At 64.4% G+C, this 22,085-nt stretch carries 23 protein-coding genes and 1 tRNA gene; 12 read left to right on the top strand and 12 right to left on the bottom strand.

Features of this window, described 5'->3' with window-relative positions:
- Nucleotides 1–26: 26 nt before the first annotated feature.
- Nucleotides 27–1,121 (top strand): HD-GYP domain-containing protein, encoded by a 1,095-nt coding sequence (locus AC0L21_RS13990; protein WP_473262360.1) that lies wholly within the window; start codon nucleotides 27–29, stop codon nucleotides 1,119–1,121.
- Between the two features lie 154 nt (nucleotides 1,122–1,275).
- Here the strand turns inward: AC0L21_RS13990 and AC0L21_RS13985 are convergent, their stop codons facing one another.
- Both AC0L21_RS13985 and AC0L21_RS13980 read right to left on the bottom strand, forming a co-directional pair.
- Entirely contained in the window at nucleotides 1,276–2,856 is a 1,581-nt protein-coding gene (locus tag AC0L21_RS13985; RefSeq protein ID WP_473262357.1) for an AMP-binding protein, read from the bottom strand.
- Nucleotides 2,857–3,069: 213 nt separating this feature from the next.
- Complete coding sequence (locus AC0L21_RS13980) at nucleotides 3,070–3,489, bottom strand: VOC family protein (RefSeq protein WP_473262353.1); 420 nt, start codon at nucleotides 3,487–3,489, stop codon at nucleotides 3,070–3,072.
- Nucleotides 3,490–3,614: 125 nt separating this feature from the next.
- Between AC0L21_RS13980 and AC0L21_RS13975 the strand changes: the two genes are divergently transcribed.
- Together AC0L21_RS13975 and AC0L21_RS13970 are read left to right on the top strand one after the other, a co-directional pair.
- Nucleotides 3,615–4,589, top strand: a complete 975-nt coding sequence (locus AC0L21_RS13975) for a Bug family tripartite tricarboxylate transporter substrate binding protein (protein WP_473262349.1) — start codon at nucleotides 3,615–3,617, stop codon at nucleotides 4,587–4,589.
- Between the two features lie 167 nt (nucleotides 4,590–4,756).
- The gene (locus AC0L21_RS13970; RefSeq protein WP_473262346.1) at nucleotides 4,757–5,035 is read left to right on the top strand and encodes a DUF3551 domain-containing protein; all 279 of its coding nucleotides are present in this window, start codon (nucleotides 4,757–4,759) and stop codon (nucleotides 5,033–5,035) included.
- 76 nt (nucleotides 5,036–5,111) lie between these two features.
- On the opposite strand, the gene AC0L21_RS13965 is transcribed toward AC0L21_RS13970, so the two are convergent.
- Complete coding sequence (locus tag AC0L21_RS13965; protein WP_473262342.1) at nucleotides 5,112–6,359, bottom strand: S1C family serine protease; 1,248 nt, start codon at nucleotides 6,357–6,359, stop codon at nucleotides 5,112–5,114.
- Between the two features lie 202 nt (nucleotides 6,360–6,561).
- Between AC0L21_RS13965 and AC0L21_RS13960 the strand changes: the two genes are divergently transcribed.
- From AC0L21_RS13960 to AC0L21_RS13940, 5 genes are all read left to right on the top strand, one after another.
- The gene (locus AC0L21_RS13960) at nucleotides 6,562–7,179 is read left to right on the top strand and encodes a hypothetical protein (protein ID WP_473262340.1); all 618 of its coding nucleotides are present in this window, start codon (nucleotides 6,562–6,564) and stop codon (nucleotides 7,177–7,179) included.
- Nucleotides 7,166–7,540, top strand: coding sequence for a winged helix-turn-helix domain-containing protein (locus tag AC0L21_RS13955; protein WP_007616058.1), 375 nt, complete (start codon nucleotides 7,166–7,168; stop codon nucleotides 7,538–7,540). The genes AC0L21_RS13960 and AC0L21_RS13955 overlap by 14 nt, the downstream gene beginning before the upstream one ends.
- Nucleotides 7,541–7,571: 31 nt before the next feature.
- A complete protein-coding gene (locus tag AC0L21_RS13950; protein ID WP_473262338.1) occupies nucleotides 7,572–8,312 on the top strand; it encodes a di-trans,poly-cis-decaprenylcistransferase in 741 nt (246 codons plus the stop codon).
- A gap of 122 nt (nucleotides 8,313–8,434) precedes the next feature.
- Nucleotides 8,435–8,983, top strand: a complete 549-nt coding sequence (locus tag AC0L21_RS13945) for a GNAT family N-acetyltransferase (RefSeq protein ID WP_473262335.1) — start codon at nucleotides 8,435–8,437, stop codon at nucleotides 8,981–8,983.
- 57 nt (nucleotides 8,984–9,040) lie between these two features.
- Nucleotides 9,041–9,526, top strand: a complete 486-nt coding sequence (locus AC0L21_RS13940; protein ID WP_007598226.1) for a Crp/Fnr family transcriptional regulator — start codon at nucleotides 9,041–9,043, stop codon at nucleotides 9,524–9,526.
- Here the strand turns inward: AC0L21_RS13940 and AC0L21_RS13935 are convergent.
- Nucleotides 9,465–10,292, bottom strand: coding sequence for a metallophosphoesterase family protein (locus tag AC0L21_RS13935; protein ID WP_473262329.1), 828 nt, complete (start codon nucleotides 10,290–10,292; stop codon nucleotides 9,465–9,467). The genes AC0L21_RS13940 and AC0L21_RS13935 overlap by 62 nt on opposite strands.
- 220 nt (nucleotides 10,293–10,512) lie before the next feature.
- Between AC0L21_RS13935 and AC0L21_RS13930 the strand changes: the two genes are divergently transcribed.
- Nucleotides 10,513–11,199 (top strand): DNA-3-methyladenine glycosylase I, encoded by a 687-nt coding sequence (locus tag AC0L21_RS13930; RefSeq protein ID WP_473262325.1) that lies wholly within the window; start codon nucleotides 10,513–10,515, stop codon nucleotides 11,197–11,199.
- A 241-nt stretch (nucleotides 11,200–11,440) separates the two neighbouring features.
- Nucleotides 11,441–11,734, top strand: coding sequence for a hypothetical protein (locus AC0L21_RS13925; RefSeq protein WP_007598221.1), 294 nt, complete (start codon nucleotides 11,441–11,443; stop codon nucleotides 11,732–11,734).
- 115 nt (nucleotides 11,735–11,849) lie between these two features.
- Here AC0L21_RS13925 and dinB read toward each other — a convergent pair whose 3' ends face one another.
- Complete coding sequence (gene dinB / locus AC0L21_RS13920; protein WP_473262323.1) at nucleotides 11,850–12,953, bottom strand: DNA polymerase IV; 1,104 nt, start codon at nucleotides 12,951–12,953, stop codon at nucleotides 11,850–11,852.
- A gap of 43 nt (nucleotides 12,954–12,996) precedes the next feature.
- Here dinB and AC0L21_RS13915 point away from each other — a divergent pair, with 43 nt between their 5' ends.
- Together AC0L21_RS13915 and AC0L21_RS13910 are read left to right on the top strand one after the other, a co-directional pair.
- A complete protein-coding gene (locus AC0L21_RS13915; protein WP_473262320.1) occupies nucleotides 12,997–13,467 on the top strand; it encodes a TspO/MBR family protein in 471 nt (156 codons plus the stop codon).
- 94 nt (nucleotides 13,468–13,561) lie between these two features.
- Entirely contained in the window at nucleotides 13,562–13,771 is a 210-nt protein-coding gene (locus AC0L21_RS13910; protein ID WP_211395202.1) for a hypothetical protein, read from the top strand.
- 91 nt (nucleotides 13,772–13,862) lie between these two features.
- On the opposite strand, the gene AC0L21_RS13905 is transcribed toward AC0L21_RS13910, so the two are convergent.
- From AC0L21_RS13905 to AC0L21_RS13875, 7 genes are all read right to left on the bottom strand, one after another.
- Nucleotides 13,863–13,939: transfer RNA gene (locus tag AC0L21_RS13905), tRNA-Arg, on the bottom strand.
- A 74-nt stretch (nucleotides 13,940–14,013) separates the two neighbouring features.
- Nucleotides 14,014–15,069, bottom strand: a complete 1,056-nt coding sequence (locus AC0L21_RS13900) for a sensor domain-containing diguanylate cyclase (protein WP_473262317.1) — start codon at nucleotides 15,067–15,069, stop codon at nucleotides 14,014–14,016.
- Between the two features lies 1 nt (nucleotide 15,070).
- A complete protein-coding gene (locus AC0L21_RS13895) occupies nucleotides 15,071–18,181 on the bottom strand; it encodes a bifunctional diguanylate cyclase/phosphodiesterase (protein WP_473262315.1) in 3,111 nt (1,036 codons plus the stop codon).
- Between the two features lie 136 nt (nucleotides 18,182–18,317).
- Nucleotides 18,318–19,403, bottom strand: a complete 1,086-nt coding sequence (locus AC0L21_RS13890) for a branched-chain amino acid ABC transporter permease (RefSeq protein WP_473262311.1) — start codon at nucleotides 19,401–19,403, stop codon at nucleotides 18,318–18,320.
- Nucleotides 19,400–20,410 (bottom strand): branched-chain amino acid ABC transporter permease, encoded by a 1,011-nt coding sequence (locus AC0L21_RS13885; protein WP_027566072.1) that lies wholly within the window; start codon nucleotides 20,408–20,410, stop codon nucleotides 19,400–19,402. The genes AC0L21_RS13890 and AC0L21_RS13885 overlap by 4 nt, the downstream gene beginning before the upstream one ends.
- On the bottom strand, nucleotides 20,407–21,129 hold the full coding sequence (locus tag AC0L21_RS13880) for an ABC transporter ATP-binding protein (protein ID WP_473262308.1): 723 nt from the start codon (nucleotides 21,127–21,129) through the stop codon (nucleotides 20,407–20,409). Before AC0L21_RS13880 ends, AC0L21_RS13885 begins: the two co-directional genes overlap by 4 nt.
- A complete protein-coding gene (locus tag AC0L21_RS13875) occupies nucleotides 21,126–21,902 on the bottom strand; it encodes an ABC transporter ATP-binding protein (protein ID WP_473262306.1) in 777 nt (258 codons plus the stop codon). Before AC0L21_RS13875 ends, AC0L21_RS13880 begins: the two co-directional genes overlap by 4 nt.
- Between the last annotated feature and the right edge of the window lie 183 nt (nucleotides 21,903–22,085).

Raw genomic sequence — 22,085 nt, 5'->3', positions numbered from 1 at the left:
AACACGCCCGTGCTCTTGGGGAAGCCATGAACGCCTCAGCCAAACCCGCCGCCAAACGCCGGCTTCTGCTCGCCTCCGACCGGAGCGACGAGAGCAGCGAGCTCGCCAGCATCCTCAAGGCGGTCGGCGACGTCGCGACGGTGACGACGCAGGAGCTCCCCGAGCAGCCCTCGCGCGATCTCTCCGGCCTCGTGGTCGACATCAATCTGCGTTCGCCCGAGAGCGTGCAACGGGTGCGCAACAAGCTACGCGGCGATGCCTATCGTTCGATGCCTCGGCTGTTCGTGCTTGCGGACGCCCTGCATCACGGCACCATGCAGGCTTGGGCGCTGGGCGCCACCGACACCATCTCGCGGCCGCTTCAGCCCGAGGACATCCTGCAGCGCATCCGCGCGGCCTTCCCCGACACCGCCGTCTATGATGCGACCGATCGCGGCAAGACGCTCAATCGCGGCGTCGAGGCCGCGCATGCGGTGCTGAAGAAGATGTTCGAGAAGCTGCCGCTCGGCGTGCCCCTGACCTTCGACGACGTCATCGCCGCCGAGAGCAAGATCCTGAAGGCGATCAAGCACTCCTCGCTGCGCGAGTGGCTCACCACGGTGGGCTGCCACCATGTCGGCAGCTATCGGCACTGCTTGTTCGTGACCGGATTTGCGGTCTCCTTCGCCCAGCATCTCGGCATGCGCGAGGACGACCAGCGCCGGCTGACCCGTGCCGCGCTGCTGCACGACGTCGGCAAGGCCTTCGTTCCCTCCGCGCTGCTCGACAAGCCCGGCAAGCTCACCGACGAAGAGATGGCCGAAATCCGCCAGCATCCGCGCCGCGGCTATGACGCGCTCGCAGCTCAAGGCGGCTTCCCGCCGGAGATGCTGGACGTCGTGCTGCATCACCACGAATTCCTCGACGGCTCCGGCTATCCCAACAATCTCTCGTCGAACCAGATCAGCGATATCGTGCGGGTCACGACCATCGTCGACATCTACGCGGCCCTCGTGGAGAAGCGCGCCTATCGCATGCCCTTCACCCACGCGCGCGCGTTTGCGATGATGGAAGGCATGGGCGGCAAGCTGGACCAGCAGCTGCTGCAAGCGTTCCGACCGGTGGCGCTGGGGTCGTTCTGATCCCTCGATGTCGTCCTGGCGAAAGCCAGGACCCATTACCCCGAGCGCTCGTTTGGCGAAGACTGTAGCAACGACCATCCGGGCCATTGCATAGATCACGCGGTATGGGTCCTGGCTTTCGCCAGGACGACGTCGTGGTAATCGCCCGTGCTACCTATCCCACCATCTTCCTCAGCTCCGCCTTCGCGACCTTCTCCAGCGTCGAGCGCGGCATGTCGTCGACGAAACGGATCTCGCGCGGCACCTTGAAGTCGGCGAGGCCGGCGCGGCAGGCGGCCATCACCGCCTCGTGCAGATCGGGCCGCGCGGCGGCGACGCCGCCCTGCGGGATGACGAAGACGACTGGCACCTCGTCCAGCATCGGATGCGTCTTCGCCACCACGGCGGCCTCGCGCACGCCGGGGACGAGTGCGACCACCTGCTCGATCTCGGACGCGGCGACGTTCTCGCCGCCGACCTTGAGCATGTCCTTGCTGCGGTCTGCGAAGCGGATATAGCCGTTCTCCAGCCGCACCACGCGATCACCGGTGAGAAAGAAGCCGTGCTCGTCGAAGCTCTCGCGTGTCGCTTTCTCGTTGTGCAGATATTCGGCGAACAGCGACAGGCCGACAATGCCCTTGATCGAGAGATTTCCGGTGCCGCCGACCTCAGTCGGCCGCCCGTCGTCGTCGGTGATGCGGATTTGATATTCCGGCGCGGCGCGGCCGATCGACATCGGGATGTTGGGCTGGTCGATTTCGCCGAGGATGCCGTGGGTGATGGTCTCGGTCATGCCCCACCAGCCGATGATCTTGACGCCGAAGGCGGCGAAGGCCGGCGGCTCGTTGATCGCGGTGCCCCACAGACGGAATTTGTGATCGCGCGGGATGTCCTGCTCGAGCAGCGCCTTCATGCAGAACGGGATCGTCGAGGTCCAGGTCGAGCCGTGCTCGCGCGCGGCGCGCCAGAAGCGGCTGGCGGAAAAGCGTGGCTGGATCACGCAGGTGGCACCGACCCATAGCGTCGCCAGCATCGAATAGGCCAGCGCGTTGGTGTGGAACAGCGGCAGATAGGCCTGGTGCACGTCGCTTGCGTGCAGGTCCTCATGCGCGGCGTTGATCTTGGCACCCCACAGCGCGTTGGCGTGGGTCCACAGCACCGCCTTGGGGCGCGATGTCGTGCCCGAGGTGTATTGCACGCTGCACGGCGCGCGCGGATCGGTCGCGCGCCTGGGACGGTCGGCACTGTCGGCGAACAGCGATTCGAAACTATCGCCGCGCGAGCTCGCTTGCTCTGGAGCCGCACCCGCATCATGCGAGGTCACCGCTATCCAGCGGATGTTGCGGCAGTTCTGCGCGACGATCTCGGCATAGGCGGGCTGCGTGATCGCGCCGACCGCGCCGCAATGATCGGCATAATAGTCGAGCTCGGCCGGCGCCGATCGGGTGTTGGTGGTCACCGCGATGGCGCCGAGTTCGACACAGGCGAACCAGGCCAGCAGCGCCTCGATGCAATTGTCGAGGTGAATGAGCACGTATTCGCCCGGCTTCACGCCGCGCTTCGTCAGTCCCGCCGCGAGCGCGCCGACCCGCTCGTAAAACTCGCCATAGCTCCAGCCCCGCGCGGGCGCGTCGAATGGCGCCCAGATCAGGAACGGATGCGAGCTGCGCACCTCGGCCCGCATCTTCAGCAGCCAGGGCACGCCGAGCCCGTCGAACGGGCCTACGATTCCGGCGGCGGTTTGTTGAACTGGCATGGCTCCTCCCGTGCAGCCTGCATCTTGCCGGCGGCTGCGTTTTCTTTATTGCGTCTTCCTGCCATCGGACGGCGCGGGGCGCAAATGCCGTGCTCTCTCTGCCGTCATGGCCGGGCTTGTCCCGGCCATCCACGCGTTGACGCATGGTACGAAGAACGTGGATGTCCGGGACAAGCCCGGGGCATGACGACGGAGTGCGTGGCTCGAAGCGCCTTACCGGCCGCCGTCCTCATACGACGAAATCTCGATCAGGCTGCCATCCGGATCTCTGCAATACACCGAGCGCAGGGTGCCGCTGGCGCCCTGCTTGAGAACCGGGCCTTGTTCGATCGCGACGCCATGTGCCTTCAAATGCGCCACCACCTCGTCGGGGCTGGCGGAGGTGAGGAAGCACAGATCCTCGCTGCCCGCCGTCTGGTGGTCCGCGGTGAACCACTCCACCTTGTCGGCATCGCGCGGCCGGACGTTGATCTTCTGGTTACCGAATTGAAGCGAAGTCCGCGGCGCTTTGCCGCCGCCGGGGTCGAACACCTTGACTTCCATGCCGAGAATCTTGCCGTACCACTCGGCGGTCACTGCCACGTCCGCGACGTTGATCACGAGATGATCGAGGGCTTCGACCTTGACCGCCATGCCTTATCCTTTCGTCGTGATGCGCCCCGTGCACTTTCCGCCTGCGGCAAGCTTTGTTACAACCGCGCCGACGCCACTTTCAAGCTATCTGGCTTCAAGAACAACACGTTGGGAGAACCCTTGAGATGATCACTCGCCGTACCGCGCTGAGCCTGCTCGCCGCCAGTCCGCTTGCAGCCAGCCCGCTGTCGAAGGCGCTTGCCGCCGATTACCCGACCCACCCGGTGAAATGGGTGGTCGGCTATCCGCCGGGCGGGGCCACCGACATCCTGGCGCGGCTGATCGGTCAGCGGCTGTCGGAGAAGTTCGGCCAGCAATTCGTGATCGAAAACAAGCCGGGTGCCGGCAACAATATCGCCACCGAATCGGTCGTCAACGCCGAACCCGACGGCTACACGCTGCAGCTGGTCAATCCGGCCAACTACATCAACGCCTCGCTCTACAGCAACCTGAAGTTCAACTTCGTGCGCGACATCGCGCCGGTCGCCTCGTTCCAGCGCGTGCCGAACGTGATGACCGTCAACAAGGACGTGCCGGCCAAGACCGTCGCCGAATTCATCGACTACGTGAAGGCCAATCCCGGCAAGGTCAACATGGCCTCCTCCGGCAACGGCACCTCGGTGCATCTGTCCGGCGAAATGTTCATGGCGCTCACGGGCTGCAAGATGCAGCACGTGCCCTATCGCGGCGCCGCGCCCGCGATCACCGACATGCTCGGCGGCCAGGTGCAGGTGATCTTCGACAACATGCCCTCGATCATCCAGCACATCCGGTCCGGCTCGCTCCGCGCCATCGGCGTCACCACGGCGGAGCGCTCGCCGCAGCTGCCCGACGTGCCGGCGATCGGCGAGACCGTGAAGGGCTACGAGGCGAGCGCGCTGTTCGGCATGGGTGCGCCGAAGAATACGCCCAAGGAGATCATCGCCAAGCTCAACAGCGAGATCAACACGCTGATAAAGGAGCCGGACATGGCCAAGCGCCTGGTCGAGCTCGGCGGCGAGCCGCGGGCGCAGACGCCCGAGGCGTTCGGCGAGGAGATCAAGGCGGAGACCGAGAAATGGAAGAAGGTCGTCGAGTTCGCCGGCCTGAAGGTCGAGTAGCGATCTTGTGACGTCCGTGACTGGAGCCCTGCCCGTTCGGCAGGGCTTTTTTCTTGCGTATCAAGGTTTCTTGCGTGTCAGCGTCCGTCGATCTGGAATAAAACGGCGTGGCGAAACCTGATGTTGTATGGCGCGTATCTCGCGCTGTGAGGATAGGAGTTGGGATCATGCGCAAGACGCAATTGGCACTGCTGGGCCTCGGCGCGACGGTCCTTGCCGGCTTCGCCGCCGTCACGCCCGCAGCGGCGCACGACTATCCCTGGTGTGCCCAGGGTGGCGGCTACGATTATCCAGGCGATTGCACCTACAGCACCTATGGACAATGTCAGGCCAGTGTGTCGGGCCGGCTCATGGCCTGCGGGGCCAACCCGCTCGTCGCCTACGGTCAATCATCCCTGCCGCAACCGCGGCAGCCGCGGCGCACGCGGCCCGTCGCGCCGTATTGAGGAACTCGCGGTTTGACTGGTAGCCCGGATCGCATTCGCGCCATCCGCGGCCGCGCAGACGCGGCCTGCGTTGCCGCTACCGCTTCGCCTCGGCCTGCTCCGTGCCGTTGCACGAGATCAGCATCGTATAGGGCCGCGCGTTGCCGGCGATGTCGGTGGTCTTGATCTCGCCCTTCGGTTCGGCAGTCTGGTAGGGCACCACGGAGTTGTCGAGGAAGTCGCGCAGCGCGCCGGTCTTGATCGCAAAGTTGATGTTTTCGGGGATGTTACCGGTCGCAGCGGCGATGCGCAGTGCAGGGATCTTTGCGGTGACCACGCCCACGATCTGCCCGGTGGTGTCGAACAGCGGGCCGCCGCTGTTGCCGGGCTGCACCGGCGCGCTGATTTGCAGGAAACGCGAATCGTTGCGCAAGCCGCTGAGCGAGCTCACGATCCCGGTCGTTACGGTGAAGTCCGAGGTCAGCAATCCGTGAAAGGGAAAGCCGATCACGACGACGGAATCGCCGGACCGGATTGAGCGGTCGCGTATCCGCGCATAGTCCTTGAATGTCGCCGTCGACGGCGCCTGCAACAGAGCGAGATCGTTGTTGGCGTCGCTCGACACGACGCGCAGCACCATCGAGGCGTCGCCGGTGAGGTTGCCCTTGATGTCGCCGACGCAGCCATCGATGACATGGTTGTTGGTGACGATGTGTCCGCCGGCGCTCACGACAAAGCCAGTGCCGCTCTTGGCTCTGGCAGGTTTGCTGCCGTTGGCTGGCGGTGCCTGCTTGTCCGGCGTGGCCTGCGGCTTGGCGGCAACCTTTGTGAAATCGCCGGCCTTGCTCAGCCCGTCGGCTTTGACCCTGGTGACGCAATTGGCCAATGCCGCAATCACGGGCCCGGCCGAGGTCAGGTCGAAATTCAGCACGGTGCGGCCGCTCGTCGCGACAATCAGGCTCGCCTTCTGAAACGTTCGTACCACGTTGGCAGGCATGACGGAGCTGAGCATGTTCGTCTGGTTGGCCGTGGCGAACAGTCTGGCCTGCTCCTGTCCGTCAAAGATGACGTCGATCGCGGTGTTCTCGCCCTTGGTGAAGCGGTAGCTGGGACTCGCAAAGCTCAATATCCACGAGCCCCCAGAATTCTGGCCGACGACGAGAATGACGCCGTTGGCATAAGGCGCCGTCGCGGCACAATGCGAGAAGGCTCCCGTTTCGTCATTGCTGAACGCACCGCCGACCCAGTTGCCGATTTTGACGCTGCCGAACGGCCCGGCCGCATGCGCTCCGATGACGACGCTCAGCTGCAATAAAGACGCAACGATGAATGACTTAAGCCACATACTTTTCCCCCAGAGCGCATTCCCGCGCATCTTATCTGGGGGAGGAGGTGTCGCGCAACCGGCAGTTGTCTGGTGGGGGATTAGTGTCAAGAGGCGACGTTCGGGCTTGCCTTTGCTTTGCGATCCGATATACTTTGCAGTACAAAGTGTACCGGACCGATAGTCCTGGCAAGCATGGGCGGAGCGAGGTTTGGCGTTGCCAATGCGCGATCTCGACAAGGCACTGGCTGACATCGTGGCGATCCGCAGCCAGATTGCGGCCGGCACGGCGTTCCGCGGCTACGGCCCGGCCACCATGGCGGCGACCGGCGCGGTCGCGCTTCTCACCGCAATCCTGCAGTTCTGGCTGCTTGGTGATGCCACCAGCGAACCGCTCGGCTTCTTCTTCGGCTGGTTCATCGCCGCCGGGCTCTCCGCCCTGATCATCGGCATCGAGATGCGCGCGCGTTCGCGCCGCCATCATTCGGGCCTCGCCGATGCCATGATCCACCAGGCCGTCGAGCAGTTCCTGCCGGCAGGCGTTGCCGGTGTACTGCTTGCGGTGGTGATGTGGAAGTTCGCGGGCGAAACGCTGTGGCTGCTGCCAGGCTTGTGGCAGATCCTGGTGTCGCTCGGCATTTTCGCCTCCGTCCGCTCGCTGCCGCGCACCGTGGCGCTCGCCGGCGCCTGGTATTTCATCTCCGGCTTCGCAGTCGTCGTGCTCGCGAGCCAGACCCACACGCTGTCGCCATGGACCATGGGCCTGCCCTTTGTGATCGGGCAGTCGGTGATGGCGGGCATTCTGCATTTCGCATCCGGAGACCATGATGTCGAAGATTGACAGCGCACCCTTCTCTTATGAAGGACTGGACCGCGTGATCCACGAGAAGGCGAGGCTCGGACTTCTGACCTCGCTGATGGCGCATCCGAAGGGTCTGGCGTTCGCCGATCTCAAGCAGCTCTGCGGCCTCACCGACGGCAATCTCAGCCGGCATCTCGCCGTGCTCCAGGAAGCCGGCCTCGTCGAGGTGACCAAGGGCTATGAGGGCAATCGCCCGCACACCACCTGCCGCCTGACCAAGGCCGGCCGCCGCCGCTTCCTCGACTATCTCGCCGTGCTCGAGCGCCTGGTGCGCGACGCCGCCAAGGCCGCCGGCCGCGAGGCGGCGCCGCTCGGCCGTCTCGGTATCGTCTCGACCTGATCCTCCCCCTTTTTTGACCGGAGACTTTGCAATGCAAAGTGACCTTGCGTCCCTCAACGAGAAGCTTCACGTCGGCATCATCATGGACGGCAACGGCAGATGGGCGACGCGGCGCGGCCTGTCGCGCGTTCGCGGCCATGAGGCCGGCGTCGAGGCGATCCGCCGCATCGTCGAAGCCGCGCCCAAGCAGGGCATCGGGACGCTGACGCTCTACGCCTTCTCCACCGACAATTGGCGAAGGCCGAAGGCCGAGGTCGCCGCGCTGATGACGCTTCTGCGATTCTACCTCGCCAACGAGGTGCAAAGCCTGGTCAAGAACGGCGTGCGCCTCACCGTGATCGGCCGCCGCGACCGTCTGCCCGACGGCATTGCCAATGCGATTTCGCGTGCGGAAGACGCCACCGCGCAAGGCAGCACGCTTCATGTGCGTATCGCGGTCGACTATTCCGCCCGCGACGCCATCCTCAACGCGGCGGCGAAGGCGGCGGCGCTGACGAGTCTCACCCGCGAGGCGTTCTCGCAGCTCGTCACCGGCGAGGCCGGTTTGCGCGACGTCGACCTCATCATCCGCACCTCGGGTGAGAAACGGCTGTCGGACTTCCTGCTCTGGGAAGGTGCCTATGCCGAGCTGCACTTCACCGAACGGATGTGGCCCGAATTCGACGCGGGCGATCTCGCTGCGGCCCTGGTCTCCTTCCACGGCCGCGAGCGCCGCTTCGGCGGGCTCCAGGCGATCGTGCCGGAGGAGGTGCCTTCACTCTCTCGCGTGTGATGCCCGGCACTGAGGCGCGAAACAGTTCGCTTTCGGCCGCAAGATTGGCAGCCCCGTCCAAGCGCTAAGCGGGCGGTCCCGGCTAGGTCTGCATTCAATGCAACCTGCCGAGAGCCTCGCGCATGTCACAGTCATTGCTGGATGCCGTTGTCGAGTCAGCCGAAGCCAGCGCCACGGTCCGTATCAGGCCGGCCAGCGCGTCCGATGTCGAGGGCCTCTCGATTTATTTCACGAGCCTCTCCACGACATCACGCAACAAGCGCTTCATGGGCGCGCGGGCGGACCTTGGCGTGGTCGCGGCCGAGTGCGTCGCCAAGACCAGCCATCCCGGTCATTTCACCCTGCTCGCCGAGATCAGGCAGGAAGGGCAAGGCACGATCATCGGCGAAACCAGATACGCCTACGATGCGGCTGCCCGGCATGGTGATTTCGCCATCTCCGTTGCCGATGTCTTTCAGCGCAAGGGCGTCGGCCTCCGCATGATGACAGCCATGGAGAAGCACGCGAGCGATCTCGGTCACGAGATGATTGCAGCCGAGACCGCGCGCGTGAACGCCGAGATGCGCGGCCTTGCGAAGAAGGCAGGATTCGAGGACACCGGTCTCGGAAACTGGCAGTCGGTCCATCTCGCGAAGCGTCTGTCGCGGGTGCGGGTCTTGCCACAAATTTGAGCAAGCGCGCGACGCCGATCGTGCCCTAGTATCTCCCTACGACGGGAGCTTGGTCGGATGCGCGCAGTTCTGGATTATTGCACCGGTGGGACGGAGCGGCAGGTTGCGGCCGGCACGCTTATCGTCGCCGAGGGTGGCACCACCGGTCATCTCTATGTGCTGATGCAGGGCAAGCTCGAAGTGCTCAAGGGCGAGATGGTGGTCGCCACGGTGGCCGAGCCCGGCGCGGTGCTGGGGGAAATGTCGGTGCTGCTGGGGCAGCCGCACACGGCGACCGTACGGGCCTGCTCTGATTCCGTCGTCTACGAATTCGAGGACGCCGCCTCGTTCCTCAAGCAGGAGGCGGGCGTGGCGCTTCTGATCGCCAAGATGCTGGCGCAGCGGCTCAATGTGGCCAACACCTATCTCGCCGATCTCAAGCAGCAATATGCCGGCCACGGCACGCATCTGGCCATGGTCGGCGAGGTGCTCCAGAGCATGATCAACCTGCCGCCGCTCGAGGTCTCGCCAGGCTCGGATCGGCAATCCGATCCAAGAATGTGAGCCAGTCGGGCGCCGCCTCGATCGGAGCGGCGGGCCGCTGCAGCGGCGCGCCAAGATCGATCCATTGCGCCTCACCGGCCGCAAGCCAGAACGCCCTGTCCGCATCGAGGTCCAGTACGATATATGTCGGCGGGCGGCCGGGTTGCAGGCCGGTGTTGAAGACCCAGGTCTGGCCGAGCCGGTCGAACCACGAGCCATCGGTAGTGAACGGCGACTGATGCACATGGCCCGAGATCACCATCGAGGGCTGGTACTGCATGATCCATTGCACCAGATCGACGTCACCGAAGAAGCGCTGGCCGCCCCAGCTCGTCGGTGAATCCGCCGGCGGCGCATGATGGATCCAGATCCAGCGCTGCGGCCGGTTGGCCGCGGCGGCGCCGAGCTGCGCGACGAGACGTTGCTTGACCAGCGGCCCATCCCACCATGGGCACACCGTGAACAGCGTGTCGCCGACGGTGAGGCTGTCACCGTCGCAGGCAATGCCCAACTCGCGCACCTCCGAGATCCAGCGCGAGATCTTTTCGCCTTCCGCATTGCGCTCGTCGAGATCGTGATTCCCGGAGCACAGGATCACCCGGGTCTTCGTGGCGAGCAGCGCAAGGTACTTCTTCACCACCACGATCTGCGCGCGAAAATCCACCATCGAGCCGATGTCGAGTGCATCGCCGGCGAAGATCACGAGGTCGAATTGCGGAGCGGCGCTGACGAGCCAGTCGAGCTGAGGCAGCGAATAGTGCAGGTCGGCCACGACCAGGCATCGCATTGGAAATCCAGGGGTGAGACGTCAAAAATGCTCAGGGATTGCAAAATATCTGAACGCAAGAAGCAGACCAGCCGCATCTCTCGCCAATTCAATGCGGGCAGTATGCTGCGGCCCATCCGCGGGTGCAAGCATCGAAGCGTCGCCGGGCTGGACCGGATCATCGAATTCTGATGTCGTGGCGTACCCTCAACAGCTCGTATCCCCAACAGCTCGTGTCCGCATGACCTCCTTCAAGACCATTCGTGCTCGCGCCGAAAAACGCAAGGGCGGGCCCAAGGCGCTCGAAAAGCTGATGCCCGAAAAGCCCGACCTGAAGGGCCTCGTCAAACGCAGCGACGACCGCATCCTCGCAGAGATGACGAAGCGTGTGTTTTGCGCGGGCTTTGCCTGGAGCGTGATCGAGACGAAATGGGACGGGTTTGAAGACGCCTTCCTGCGTTTCCAGCCGGCCAAGCTCACCTTCCAGCCGGAGGATTATTGGGAGGGCCTGCTGCGCGACGCGCGCATCGTGCGCAACGGTGCCAAGATCATGTCGGTGCGCGACAACGCCGCCTTCATCCAGGAGATCACAAGAGAGCACGGCAGTTTCGGCAAGTTTCTGGCGAAATGGCCGCCGTCCGACCAGATCGGCCTGCTCGATCTCCTGAGCAAGCGCGGCAGCCGGTTGGGTGGCAACACCGGCCAGATGCTGCTGCGGTTCGTCGGCTGGGACGGCTTTGTGACGTCCAGGGACGTCGTGGCGTGCCTGCGCGATGCCGGTCTCGATATTGCCGAAGAGGTCAAGTCGAAGGGGGATCTGGCAAAAGTGCAGGCGCAGTTCAACGCTTGGGCCGAGGAGACCGGGCTGTCCTACACATATCTGTCACGCATCTGCGCACTGTCCGTCGGCGAGAACAGAAGCGAGTAGCGAACTCGGCTCTTGGAATTCAGCTGTTGGAATTTGGCTCTTGGGATGTCGAATCATGTGCGTCCTGTGGCGATCTCGTGCCGCAAGCGCGGCAGACGCGACACGCGATCACGAAATGCATTTCTCCGGAACATTTGTGCGTAGCACCTGTTCGGGAGATTGGGCCGGGCGAACATCGGCGCAGGGAACGCCCGCTTTGGCTCAGCTCAATGAAACCGACGTGACAGAAACGGAGCAGCTCATGAAGCTCACATCCGAACAGGTGAAGCAGACCGTCAACCAGCTCGGCGCTCAGGTGCTGCCCGACGAGCATCCCGCCATGCCGCAGCTCAACAGCATGTTCGGCGAGCATACTTTCTTCGTCGACGAGACAGGGCTGAAGGTCGTCGAGCCCACGGCGCCACCCGGCACCGAGCGCCAGAGCGGCGAAGTCGTCAGCCTCGCCGATTGGGGCGATTCCGAGCTGACCCGCCTGATGGCGCACGAGCCCGAGCCGACGGGCGTGATCGTCGTGTTCGAGCACGTGAGGCATTGATCCAGCCCAGCGGATCGACCTTCGGTGGCGAGGCTGAAAGCCCGCCGCCGTTCATTCACGGAGTGAGCGCGCTCTGCGCAGCTGTCCGCGTTCGCCGAAAGCCCGTTAGATTGGTTCAGATGCCGAGAGTCAGCTGCGGCGGCTCCGCATCGTCCCCGGCCTGGAGGGAAGACAGCGAGACTCCCAGCAGCCTGACGCTCTTGGGCAGCGGAATCTCGCCTTCGAGCAGGCCGCAAGCCAGCCGCTCAAGATCGTCCCGGCCTGCGACCGGCGAAGGGGCCGACCTGCTGCGCGTGATGATCTCGAAGTCGGCAAACTTGATCTTCAAGGTGACGGTGCGGCCACGGCTGCCCGTCGCCTCGCAATGGCGCCACACCTTATCGACAAGCGGCTTGAGCTCGGGGACCAGCGTGTCGAATTCGGTGAGATCGCTTGAAAACGTGGTCTCCGCGCCGATGGACTTGCGGACCCGGTTGGCCCGGACCGGCCGTTCGTCGACACCGCGCGAGATCCAGTAGTAATAGGCGCCCGACTTGCCGAAATTCGCATTCATGAACTCCAGCGTCTGACGACGAATATCGAGACCGGTGAACATGCCGAGCGCGTTCATCTTCGCGCCCGTGGCCGGGCCTATCCCATGGAATTTTCCGACGGGCAGCGTCTCGACGAAGGCGGGTCCCATCTCCGGTGAGATCACGAACTGACCGTTGGGCTTGCGATGATCGGAGGCGAGCTTGGCCAGGAACTTGTTGTAGGAGATGCCGGCCGAAGCGTTGAGGCCCGTCTCGGCCTTGATCCTCTCGCGGATCCTGAGTGCAATGTCGCGCGCCAGCGGGATGCCTTGCAGGTTTTCGGTCACGTCGAGATAGGCCTCGTCGAGCGACAGCGGCTCGATGATCGGGGTATGCTCCGCGAAGATGTCGCGGATCTGCCTGGAGATCGCTTTGTAGACCTCGAAGCGCGGCTTGACGAAGATCAGATCGGGACATTGTCGCTTCGCCGTCACGGATGGCATGGCAGAGCGAACGCCGAATTCGCGGGCCTCATAGCTGGCGGCCGCGACAACGCCACGTTCCGCCGAGCCTCCGACCGCGACCGGCTTTCCGCGCAGCTCCGGGTTATCGCGTTGTTCCACGGACGCGTAGAAGGCATCCATGTCGATATGGATGATCTTGCGGACGGGCGAGGCCTCGCCCGTCGCCGTGTCGGATTCGCTCATGGAAAGATGATACAATTGCGCGAGGTGAAGCGCGAGGTGATGGATGTTTCAGTTGTTGGTCTTCGTCGTCGGAGTGGTCGGACTCGGCTGGCTGATCGGCGCGACCAATCTCCCCGGAGACTGGTATGCGGCTCTCGCCAAGCCGGGTTTCGTGCCGCCGAACTGGGCGTTTCCGGTGGCGTGGACTATCCTTTATATCATGATCGCGGTCGCGGGCTGGCGAACCTTCCGCCGTGAACCCAGCCGTGAACCCATGGGCGAAGCGATGATGGGCAAAGCGATGCAGGCCTGGGCCGCGCAACTGATCCTCAATTTCGCCTGGTCGCCGGTGATGTTCACGATGCACCGGATCGGAGCTGCGCTCGTCATCCTCATCTGCCTGTTCGTCGCGATCGTGACCTACATCCGTCTGGAGGCATCACGAGACAGGCTGGCCGCCGCATTGTTCGTGCCCTACGCAGCCTGGGTCGCGTTTGCCGGCGTGCTCAATGCGGCCATCTGGCGTTTGAATTGAGACGTTCAGTCCAGAGCTCATCAAAGAACAATCTCAGGCTTGTGAGTGGCAAGCATCGGCGGGCGACCTAATATGAGCTGGCGGAGGACAGCACATGCAATACAGCTCCGAGCTCGTTCACACGATGCGTCAGGCACTCGAGACCGTGATGGCAAACGTCCCGGCCCATCAGTCGGTGTTCGGTCTCAAGGCCGCCGTCGCCGAATGCATTTTGAAGGCTGCCGCACACGGCCAGACGTCATATGACGGACTGGTGACGTCGGCTTCCGACCAGATCCAGGCGATTATCTCGATGCTGACCTGAGCGAGTGCTCGGCTGAGCAGGCGATGACTCCAGCGCGAGCGGTAACAAGGCAGCTCGGGTGAGGGGAGCTCCAGCGCGCACTGGAAGAGACTGGCGCACCCGACACGATTCGAACGTGTGACCTTTGCCTTCGGAGGGCAACGCTCTATCCAGCTGAGCTACGGGTGCTAGTCGAGGTTCATTTAGCCGATTGGCGAGGGGCGGGCAACCGCTTCCGCCGTCTCCCGCCAGGCTGATTTGGGCTAGGCTGATTTACGGGCCGTGCGGCCAGGAACCGGCACGCCGTCCCGCCCGAGCTTGGCGAACTCGGCGAGCAGCCGTTCGGCGCAGATGATGCGGTTGCGGCCGAGCCGTTTGGCCGCATAGAGCGCCTGGTCGGCGGCGCCCAGCAGCCGGTCGGGGCTGCCGTCGGTTTCGCCGGGAACGTGGCTGGCGACGCCGACGCTGAGGGTGACGTGGTCGCCGGCCCCGATGGCGCCATGCGCGATCCGCAAGGCCATCACGGCGCAGCGGATCTCGTCGGCGATGACGCAAGCGGTATCGCAATCCATGTCCGGCAGGATCAGCGCGAATTCCTCCCCGCCATAACGGCTGGCGAGATCGAGCGGGCGCACGGCATAGCGGCTGACGACGGACGCGACCGCGCGCAGGCATTCGTCGCCGCTCTGATGGCCGTGGCGGTCGTTGAACAGCTTGAAATGATCGACGTCGACGAACAGCAGCGCCATCGGCTTCTGCGTCCGCTGGGCGCGGGCCCATTCGGTCATCAGCATCTGGTCGAACGCGCGACGATTCGACAGGCCGGTCAGTCCGTCCTTGGTGGCAAGCTCCTTCAGGGCCATCTCGGCGCGCTTCTGGTCGGTAAGGTCGCGCAACGTCTCCACCACCGCGATCAGATGGCCGGCCTCGTCGTGGATGGGGCCGGCGTCGATGGCGAGATAGAGCTGGCTGCCTAGCTTCGGCATCACGCACCAGTTCTCGGCGCTGAAGCCGAGCCCGTTATGGCCGCGCGCGGCATACTCCGAATAGAACTCCGGCAGCTGTTCCGGGCGGTCGAGCGCAACGAGGTCGGCGAGGCAAGGGCGCCTGGTCTCGTAGAAGGCCTGCCAGTGCTTATTGGTGCCAATCACCTCGGAGGCGGCGACGCCGGTCAGCCGCTCGCAGGCTCTGTTCCAGATCACGACGCGGCGCTTGGGGTCGATCACGAAGGTCGGCACCACCAGATGCTGCATCAGCCGCACGGCATAGGAATCCGCAACGTCGACCGTCTTGGCTGGCGCTTTCCCCGGCTTCGCCATCTCAGGCCACCGCCGCCACCGGCAAGGCATGGTTTGGGCCGAACAGCTTTCGCACTTCGCTGGCCGGCTTCGGCTTGCTGAAGAGATAACCCTGCATCTCCGTGCAGCCGAGCGCGCGCAGCATCTCGCGCTGCGCCTCGGTCTCGACGCCCTCCGCGACCGTGGTCATGTTGCTGGCGGCGGCGATGTTCACCACCGCCTGCACGATCACGGGCGCGCCGCTCGCCTCGGCGATATCAGCGACGAAGCAGCGGTCGATCTTGATCTTGTCGAACGGGAAGCGCTTGAGATAGCTCAGCGAGGAGTAGCCGGTGCCGAAATCGTCGAGCGCGATGCGCACGCCGATGGCGCGGAGCTGGTGCAGGATCGAGAGCGCCGCCTCGTCGTCGCGGATCAGCACGGCCTCGGTGATCTCGAGCTCGAGCCGGCACGGGGCAAGTCCGGAATCCGCGAGCGCGCCGGCGATCCGCAGTGCCAGCGTCGAGCATTTGAGCTGTACCGGCGAGACGTTGACCGCGACGCGCACATGCGCCGGCCAGGTCGCGGCCTCGTTGCAGGCCATGCGCAGCACCCAGTCGCCGAGCTCGTTGATCAGGCCGGTGTCTTCGGCAATCGGGATGAACTCTGCCGGCGACACCATGCCGCGCTGGGGATGCCGCCAGCGCAGCAGCGCCTCGCAGCCCGAGACCTCGTTGGTGCGCAGGTCGACCAGCGGCTGATAGTGGATCTCGAAACCGCCGTTCACGAGGGCCTGCCGCAAATCCTGCTCCAGGCTCAGGCGCGCCTTGGCGCTCGCATCCATCTCCGGCTCGAAGAAGCGGTGGGTGCGGCGTCCCTCGGCCTTGGCGCCGTACATCGCGAGATCGGCATTCTTGATGAGCTGGTCGAGATCGGTGCCGTCCTGCGGCGCCATGGCGATGCCGATGCTGGCGTCGGTGGAGAGCTGATGGCCGAAGCAGTGATAGGGCCGGCGGATCGCCTCGAAGATCCGTGTCACGAATGACACCACGTCGGCGGATGATTTGATCCCGGTCTGGATCACCGCGAATTCGTCGCCGCCGAGCCGCGCGATCAGGTCGCCCGGTCCGAGGCAGCTGCGGATGCGGGCCGCGATCCCCTTCAACAGCTCGTCGCCGACGTGATGGCCGAGCGAATCGTTGATGCCCTTGAACTCGTCGACGTCGATATAGAGCAGCGCGAATTGATTGCCGCCGCCGATCTTCTCCAGTTCGCGCTCGATCTGCTCGCGGAACAGCGTCCGATTGGGCAGGTCGGTGAGCGCATCGTAATGCGCCATATGCGCGATCTTCTCGTCGGCGCGCCGCCGTTCGGTGACATCCTCGACGACGTTGATGAGGTAACGCGGCTCGCCGGATTCATCGCGGATTCCGATCCGGGTCGAGGTGATGTAGCGCATCCCCTTGGCCTGGCTCTGCCAGGCATGTTCGTCCTTGAACAATCTCTCGCCCGACTTCAGCGCCTTGCTGTCGTCGTCGGTGACGATCCTGGCGGAGGCATCCGGGTAGATGTCGAAGGGAGTCTTGCCAACGATGTTTTCACTCGATTGGCCGAATTGCTCTTCGGCGGTCCGGTTGACCAGCAGATATTGCCGCGTTTGAGCATCCTTCACCGTAATCTGCGATGGGATGTGGTCGATGATCTCGCGCAGGAACATGTAGTTGCGGTCGCGTTCCTGCTCCAGCTTGCGGCGCTCGGTGATGTCTTCGATCGTGGCCACCCATCCGCCCTGCGCGAGCGGAGTATTGATGACCTGAAAAGCTCGGCCACTTGGCAACTGATGGGTTCTCGTGGAGACCGTGCCCTCCGCGACGATCCTCATGACGTCGGCGCAAAATGCCTCGACATCGCCTTCGAACGCGCCGCGCTCCTTGCGATGATACATCGCCTCGCGGATGTGACAGCCGGGCTTGATGACGTCGTGAGAGAGGCCGAACATGTCGGCGTAGCGGCGGTTGCAGGTGACGATGTATCCGGCGGCATCGTACAGGATCAACCCTTGCGACATGTTGTTCAAGGCGGTGTCGAGCCGCCCCCGTTCAGCCTCCAGCCGTTGCTGCGCCTCGCGGTTCTGCCGGTTGATCTGGCGAACGATCAGGAACAGGATCAGCGCAATCACGGTTGCCGAAAGCGCGGCGGTGGTGACCATGAAACCGGTCTGCTGCCGCCAGTCGGCCAGCGCCGCGCTCGTGGTGTTGGTCGCGACGATGATCAGCGGGAAATGCGAAAGCGAGGCCCCGGAGCCGAGGCGCTCGTCGCCGTCGATCGGGCCCCTGACGCGCAGGGTGTGCCGGCCACCTTCGGTCAGCATCTTGCGCATCAGCGGCGCGTCCTTGAAGTCCCTGCCGATCAGCTCTTCGACATGCGGGTAGCGCGACAGCATCCTGCCATTGCGGTCGAACAGCGAGATCGCCGTGCCCTCCGCCAGCGCAACGGATGCGAAATAGTTCTGGTAGCTGTCCGGATCGATCCGGCGGACCAGCGCGCCATAGAAGCTGCCGTCCGCGCCGTTCAACCGGCGCGCGACGACCGTGGTCCATTTTCCGATGATGAAGCTGCGGACCGACTCCAGAATCACTGGTTCGGCCGTCGGATTGGATTTGAACGTCTGAAAGTATCCGCGCGAGGTGATGTTGATCTTGGGGAGCGGCTGGGCCCGCGACCAGTTGATCAGTTCGCCGTCGGCATCGTAGATCGCGATGTCGCCGAGGTAAGACACGGAGCTGATCTTGCTCCGCAGCATCTGGTTCGTCGCGGGCCCGGACATGCGCTCGCGAAACATCGCGGCCGAACTGATCTCCGGCAGGTTCATCTGCCCGATCACATCGGCGGCGACGACGTCGGAATCCTCGAATTGCTGATCGAAGTGCCGCGCGATCAGCTGCACCGTATTTTCCAGCTCGCGCTCGCGGTTGGCCAAGGTACGTTCGCGAAATTCGCCGACGGCCATCGCGGTCACCGCGAAGATCCCCGCGACCAGCAACACGCCGCACAAAGTGAGCCACAGCACCGGTCCGCGCCGAACGGCTGCCTCCCAGCCGTGCTTCGCGGCTAGGAACATTCCGGCTGCAATTCCTGCAAAGACCTGGCGCATGCCCCCTCCCTGGAGGGACAGGAATACAGCACACAAATGGCGTAAAGCTTAGGAAAGCCAGTTACCTGAGCGTTAATCCCGTTGCGCGATCGCAGTCGTGTCCAGCGAGCTGCCGCGCTGCATCATGAATCGCGTGTTAATGCGAGCTGCCCGCGCTCTTGTCGCCGCCGAGATTGCGCAGCCGCCCGACCACGCCGGTCGGAAAGAAGTAGACGCTGGCGATGAAGAGCAGCCCGAGCCACAGCAGCCAGCGGTCGGGATGTAACAGCCCCGGCAGCAGCGGCAGACCGGCTTCCGACGCCGCCTTGGAGGCGACGCCCATCAGCGCCTGCAGATAGTTCTGGGCGAGGATGAAGATGGTGGCGCCAATGATCGCGCCGTAGATCGTGCCCATGCCGCCGATCACGACCATCAGCAGAATGTCCAGCATGATCGAGAAGCTGAGCGAGGTATCGGGGCCGGCATAGCGCAGCCACAGTGCATTGAGAATGCCGGCGCCGGCGGCGACCAGTGCGGCGATGCAGTTGGCGTAGCTCAGGTGGAAGACGGTGCGGAAGCCGAGCGCCTCGGCGCGGAAGCGGTTTTCGCGGATCGCCTGCAGCACGCGCCCGAACGGCGAATTCACCACCCGCAGCAAAGCGAGGATCATCAGGGCAGAGACGGCGAACACCAGATAGTAGGTCAGGATGCGGCCGTTGAGCTCGAATCCGAGCACGTTCCTGGAGATCAGCACCGTGCCGGGCCTGAGCAGCTCGGGCAGCTGAAAGCTGCGCCCGTCTTCGCCGCCGGTCAGCCAGGACAGCTGCGAGGCCAGCACCTGGAAGGCGGATGCGACCGCGAGCGTGATCATGGCAAAGAAGATCGCGGCCACCCGCAGCGAGAACAGTCCGATCGCAAGCGCAAGCAGCGCAGCAAGCGGCAGGCCGACCACGATGCCGGTTGCAACCGCACCCCAATTCGGGCCCATCCCGTACAGCGCGATCGCGATCGCGTAGCTGCCGATCCCGTAGAACATGGTGTGTGCGAACGAAACCGAGCCGGTATAGCCGAGCAGCAAATCGTAGGAAGCTACCAGCGCGGCGAAGACGCAGATCTTGGCTGCGACGTTCAGCGCCTTCGCCCCGGGGAACAGGAACGGCGTCGCCAGCAGCGCCAGGATGATGAGGACGAGAATGAGCGTGAGCACGCGGCTGCGCGGCGGGTCGCCTGACAGGATCATCATCGGCTGGTCACCGCATAGAGGCCGCGCGGCCGCCACATCAGAATGGCGACCATCAGCAGGATATTGGAGACGAGGGCGAGCTTCGGCACCAGGAAGCCGCCGTAATTGGCAATCATCGCCACCAGGATCGCGCCGATGAAGCAGCCGCCGATCGAGCCTAGGCCGCCGATGATGACGACGATGAAGATCAAGACGGTGAGGTCGTCGCTCATGGAGGCGTGAACCTGCTCGCGATACAGCGCCCACATCACGCCGCCGAGGCCGGCCAGCGCCGATCCCGTCATGAACACGCCGAGGAACAGGCGGCGGATGCGATAGCCGAGCGCCTCGACCATCTCGCGATTCTCGACGCCGGCGCGGATCAAAAGCCCGAGCTTGGTCCGGTTGAGCACGAGCTGGATCGCGATGAAGACGGCGAGGCCGATCAGCGTCGCCAGCACGCGGTATTTCGCGATCGCGACATCGCCGAGGATGAAGGAGCCGCGCAGCGACGTCGGCAGCGGCGTCGGAATGATCTGCGGCCCCCACACCGCATAGAGCGTCTGCTCGGCGACGATCAGGCCGCCCGTCGTCATCAGGATTTGCTTCAGATGCTGGCCGTAGACGGGCAGGATCAGTACCCGCTCGACGATGAGGCCGAGCGCGCCGGAGACCGCCATCGACAGCAGTGCCGCCGGCGCCAGCACCGCGAGGTTGATCCACAGCGAATCCGCCTGGAGGGAGGCCGCGAACGGCGCCAGCACCAGGGTCGCGACATAGGCCCCGACCGCGATAAAGGCGCCATGGCCGAAATTGAGCACGTCCATCAGGCCGAACACGAGCGTGAGGCCGGAGGCCATGATGAAGATCATCATGCCCATCGCGAGGCTCGCGGCCGTCAGCGTCAGCCAGGTGCTGGGCGAGCCGATCAGCGGGATCATCACCAGGGCGACCGCGATCGGTAGCAGGATCGGCGCGATGTCACGCTTCGGCTTCGGCAGCGGATCGGTTGCGGCGAGCTCGGTCATTGATGCGTCTCCAGGCTGAGGCCGAGCAGCCGCTCCTGCAGCGGCACGTCGGAGGCCAAGGCCGCCATCTCGCCGCGATGGACGATGGTGCCGTTGTCCATCACCAGCACGTCGTCGCCGAGCTCGCGGGCGGCAAAGAAATTCTGCTCGACCAGAAGGATCGTGGCGCCCTTGCGCTTGATCTCCTTCAGGCACTCGATCAGCGCCATCACGACCGCCGGAGCCAGTCCCTTGGTCGGCTCGTCAATCAGCAGGAGCTTGCGCGGTTCGATAATGGCGCGGGCAATCGACAGCATCTGCTTCTGCCCGCCCGAGAGACTTCCAGCGCGCGACAGCCAGAACCGGCGCAGCGCCGGAAAGAAGCCAAAGATCCAGTCGAGCTGGGCGTCGTCGAGCGGCCCGTCGCGCGCCGCCAGCACCAGGTTTTCCTTCACCGTGAGGTCGGAGAACACCGCCATGCTCTCCGGCACGTAGCCGACACCGAGCCGCGCGATGTCGGGCGTCGTACGGCTCTCGATGCGCTCGCCGGCAAGGCTGATCTCGCCGGAGGAGGCCTGCCAGAGGCCCATGATCGTGCGCAACGTCGTGGTCTTGCCGGCGCCGTTGCGGCCGAGCAGCATCGTGGTCTGCCCCTGCGCGACAGCGAGATCGATGCCCTGGAGGATGTGATAGCGGCCGATATGGGTGTGCACCCCGGAGAGCTTCAACAGATCGGTCATGCTGCGCTCCCTCCAACTTTATTCGGCGCGACGCCGAGATAGGCTTCCTGCACGATCGGCGACGCGATCACTTCGGCCGGCGGGCCGTCCGCAACAAGTTGGCCGTTATGCAGCACGATGATGCGGTCGGCGAGCGATCGCACCACGTCCATCTTGTGCTCGACGAGCAGAATGATCCTGCTCTTGTCCTGCTTGAGCTGCGCGATCAGGTTCAGCACGAGCGGCACCTCGTCGATGCTCATGCCTGCGGTCGGCTCGTCGAACATGAAGACCTTTGGCTCGAGCGCCATCATCAGCGCGACCTCGAGCTTGCGCTGATCGCCATGCGACAGTGCGGTCGCGGCGACGCCACGGCGGCCGCCGAGCGCGACCTGATCCAGGATAGCATCGGCGCGGGCGATCAGATCGCGGCGGACCATCCAGGGCCGCAGCATATCGTAGTGAGTGCCGTCGGCGGCCTGCACGGCGAGCCGGACGTTTTCCTCCACCGACAGATTCGGAAAGAGGTTGGTGAGCTGGAAGGCGCGCCCCAGGCCTGCGCGCGTCCGCATCGGCGCGGAATGCTGGGTGATGTCGGTGCCGTCGAACAGGATGCTGCCGCTCGATGCGTGGAGCTGACCGGAGATCAGGTTGAAATAAGTGGTCTTGCCGGCGCCGTTCGGACCGACGATCGCGGTAAGTTCGCCCGGGCGGAAGCTGCAGGTGACACTGTTGACCGCGACATGGCCGCCGAAGCGGATGGTGAGGTCGCGGGTTTCGAGGGTCAGCGTCATGGACGATCTGGCAAATGATGAAATGAGATGTATCAGCGGCCGCGCTGCGCCCCCTCCCCCGCTTGCGGGGGAGGCACAGGCGGCCCTCGGCCGCCGTTCTTGAAAGAACGCCGATGCGGAGCATCGGCTATGGGAGAGGGTGTCTCGGCAATCGAGAACCCCAAGAGGATAGAGCCCTCTCCC

This window comes from Bradyrhizobium sp. WSM4873 (assembly GCF_055811355.1).
The sequence above is the reverse complement of the archived record's forward strand: the minus strand, read 5'-3'. Positions and strand labels throughout refer to the sequence as shown.

Bases quoted from the DNA above. Each gene is read 5' to 3' on its own strand.
- AC0L21_RS13955 (WP_007616058.1), top strand. From the start codon at position 7,166: ATGTCGAAGATTGACAGCGCACCCTTCTCTTATGAAGGACTGGACCGC.
- AC0L21_RS13985 (WP_473262357.1), bottom strand. From the start codon at position 2,856: ATGCCAGTTCAACAAACCGCCGCCGGAATCGTAGGCCCGTTCGACGGG.
- AC0L21_RS13895 (WP_473262315.1), bottom strand. From the start codon at position 18,181: ATGCGCCAGGTCTTTGCAGGAATTGCAGCCGGAATGTTCCTAGCCGCG.
- AC0L21_RS13935 (WP_473262329.1), bottom strand. From the start codon at position 10,292: ATGCGATGCCTGGTCGTGGCCGACCTGCACTATTCGCTGCCTCAGCTC.
- dinB (WP_473262323.1), bottom strand. From the start codon at position 12,953: ATGAGCGAATCCGACACGGCGACGGGCGAGGCCTCGCCCGTCCGCAAG.
- AC0L21_RS13965 (WP_473262342.1), bottom strand. From the start codon at position 6,359: ATGTGGCTTAAGTCATTCATCGTTGCGTCTTTATTGCAGCTGAGCGTC.
- AC0L21_RS13900 (WP_473262317.1), bottom strand. From the start codon at position 15,069: ATGGCGAAGCCGGGGAAAGCGCCAGCCAAGACGGTCGACGTTGCGGAT.
- AC0L21_RS13880 (WP_473262308.1), bottom strand. From the start codon at position 21,129: ATGACCGATCTGTTGAAGCTCTCCGGGGTGCACACCCATATCGGCCGC.
- AC0L21_RS13890 (WP_473262311.1), bottom strand. From the start codon at position 19,403: ATGATGATCCTGTCAGGCGACCCGCCGCGCAGCCGCGTGCTCACGCTC.
- AC0L21_RS13990 (WP_473262360.1), top strand. From the start codon at position 27: ATGAACGCCTCAGCCAAACCCGCCGCCAAACGCCGGCTTCTGCTCGCC.
- AC0L21_RS13930 (WP_473262325.1), top strand. From the start codon at position 10,513: ATGACCTCCTTCAAGACCATTCGTGCTCGCGCCGAAAAACGCAAGGGC.
- AC0L21_RS13975 (WP_473262349.1), top strand. From the start codon at position 3,615: ATGATCACTCGCCGTACCGCGCTGAGCCTGCTCGCCGCCAGTCCGCTT.
- AC0L21_RS13915 (WP_473262320.1), top strand. From the start codon at position 12,997: ATGTTTCAGTTGTTGGTCTTCGTCGTCGGAGTGGTCGGACTCGGCTGG.
- AC0L21_RS13875 (WP_473262306.1), bottom strand. From the start codon at position 21,902: ATGACGCTGACCCTCGAAACCCGCGACCTCACCATCCGCTTCGGCGGC.
- AC0L21_RS13925 (WP_007598221.1), top strand. From the start codon at position 11,441: ATGAAGCTCACATCCGAACAGGTGAAGCAGACCGTCAACCAGCTCGGC.
- AC0L21_RS13940 (WP_007598226.1), top strand. From the start codon at position 9,041: ATGCGCGCAGTTCTGGATTATTGCACCGGTGGGACGGAGCGGCAGGTT.
- AC0L21_RS13910 (WP_211395202.1), top strand. From the start codon at position 13,562: ATGCAATACAGCTCCGAGCTCGTTCACACGATGCGTCAGGCACTCGAG.
- AC0L21_RS13885 (WP_027566072.1), bottom strand. From the start codon at position 20,410: ATGACCGAGCTCGCCGCAACCGATCCGCTGCCGAAGCCGAAGCGTGAC.
- AC0L21_RS13970 (WP_473262346.1), top strand. From the start codon at position 4,757: ATGCGCAAGACGCAATTGGCACTGCTGGGCCTCGGCGCGACGGTCCTT.
- AC0L21_RS13950 (WP_473262338.1), top strand. From the start codon at position 7,572: ATGCAAAGTGACCTTGCGTCCCTCAACGAGAAGCTTCACGTCGGCATC.
- AC0L21_RS13945 (WP_473262335.1), top strand. From the start codon at position 8,435: ATGTCACAGTCATTGCTGGATGCCGTTGTCGAGTCAGCCGAAGCCAGC.
- AC0L21_RS13960 (WP_473262340.1), top strand. From the start codon at position 6,562: ATGCGCGATCTCGACAAGGCACTGGCTGACATCGTGGCGATCCGCAGC.
- AC0L21_RS13980 (WP_473262353.1), bottom strand. From the start codon at position 3,489: ATGGCGGTCAAGGTCGAAGCCCTCGATCATCTCGTGATCAACGTCGCG.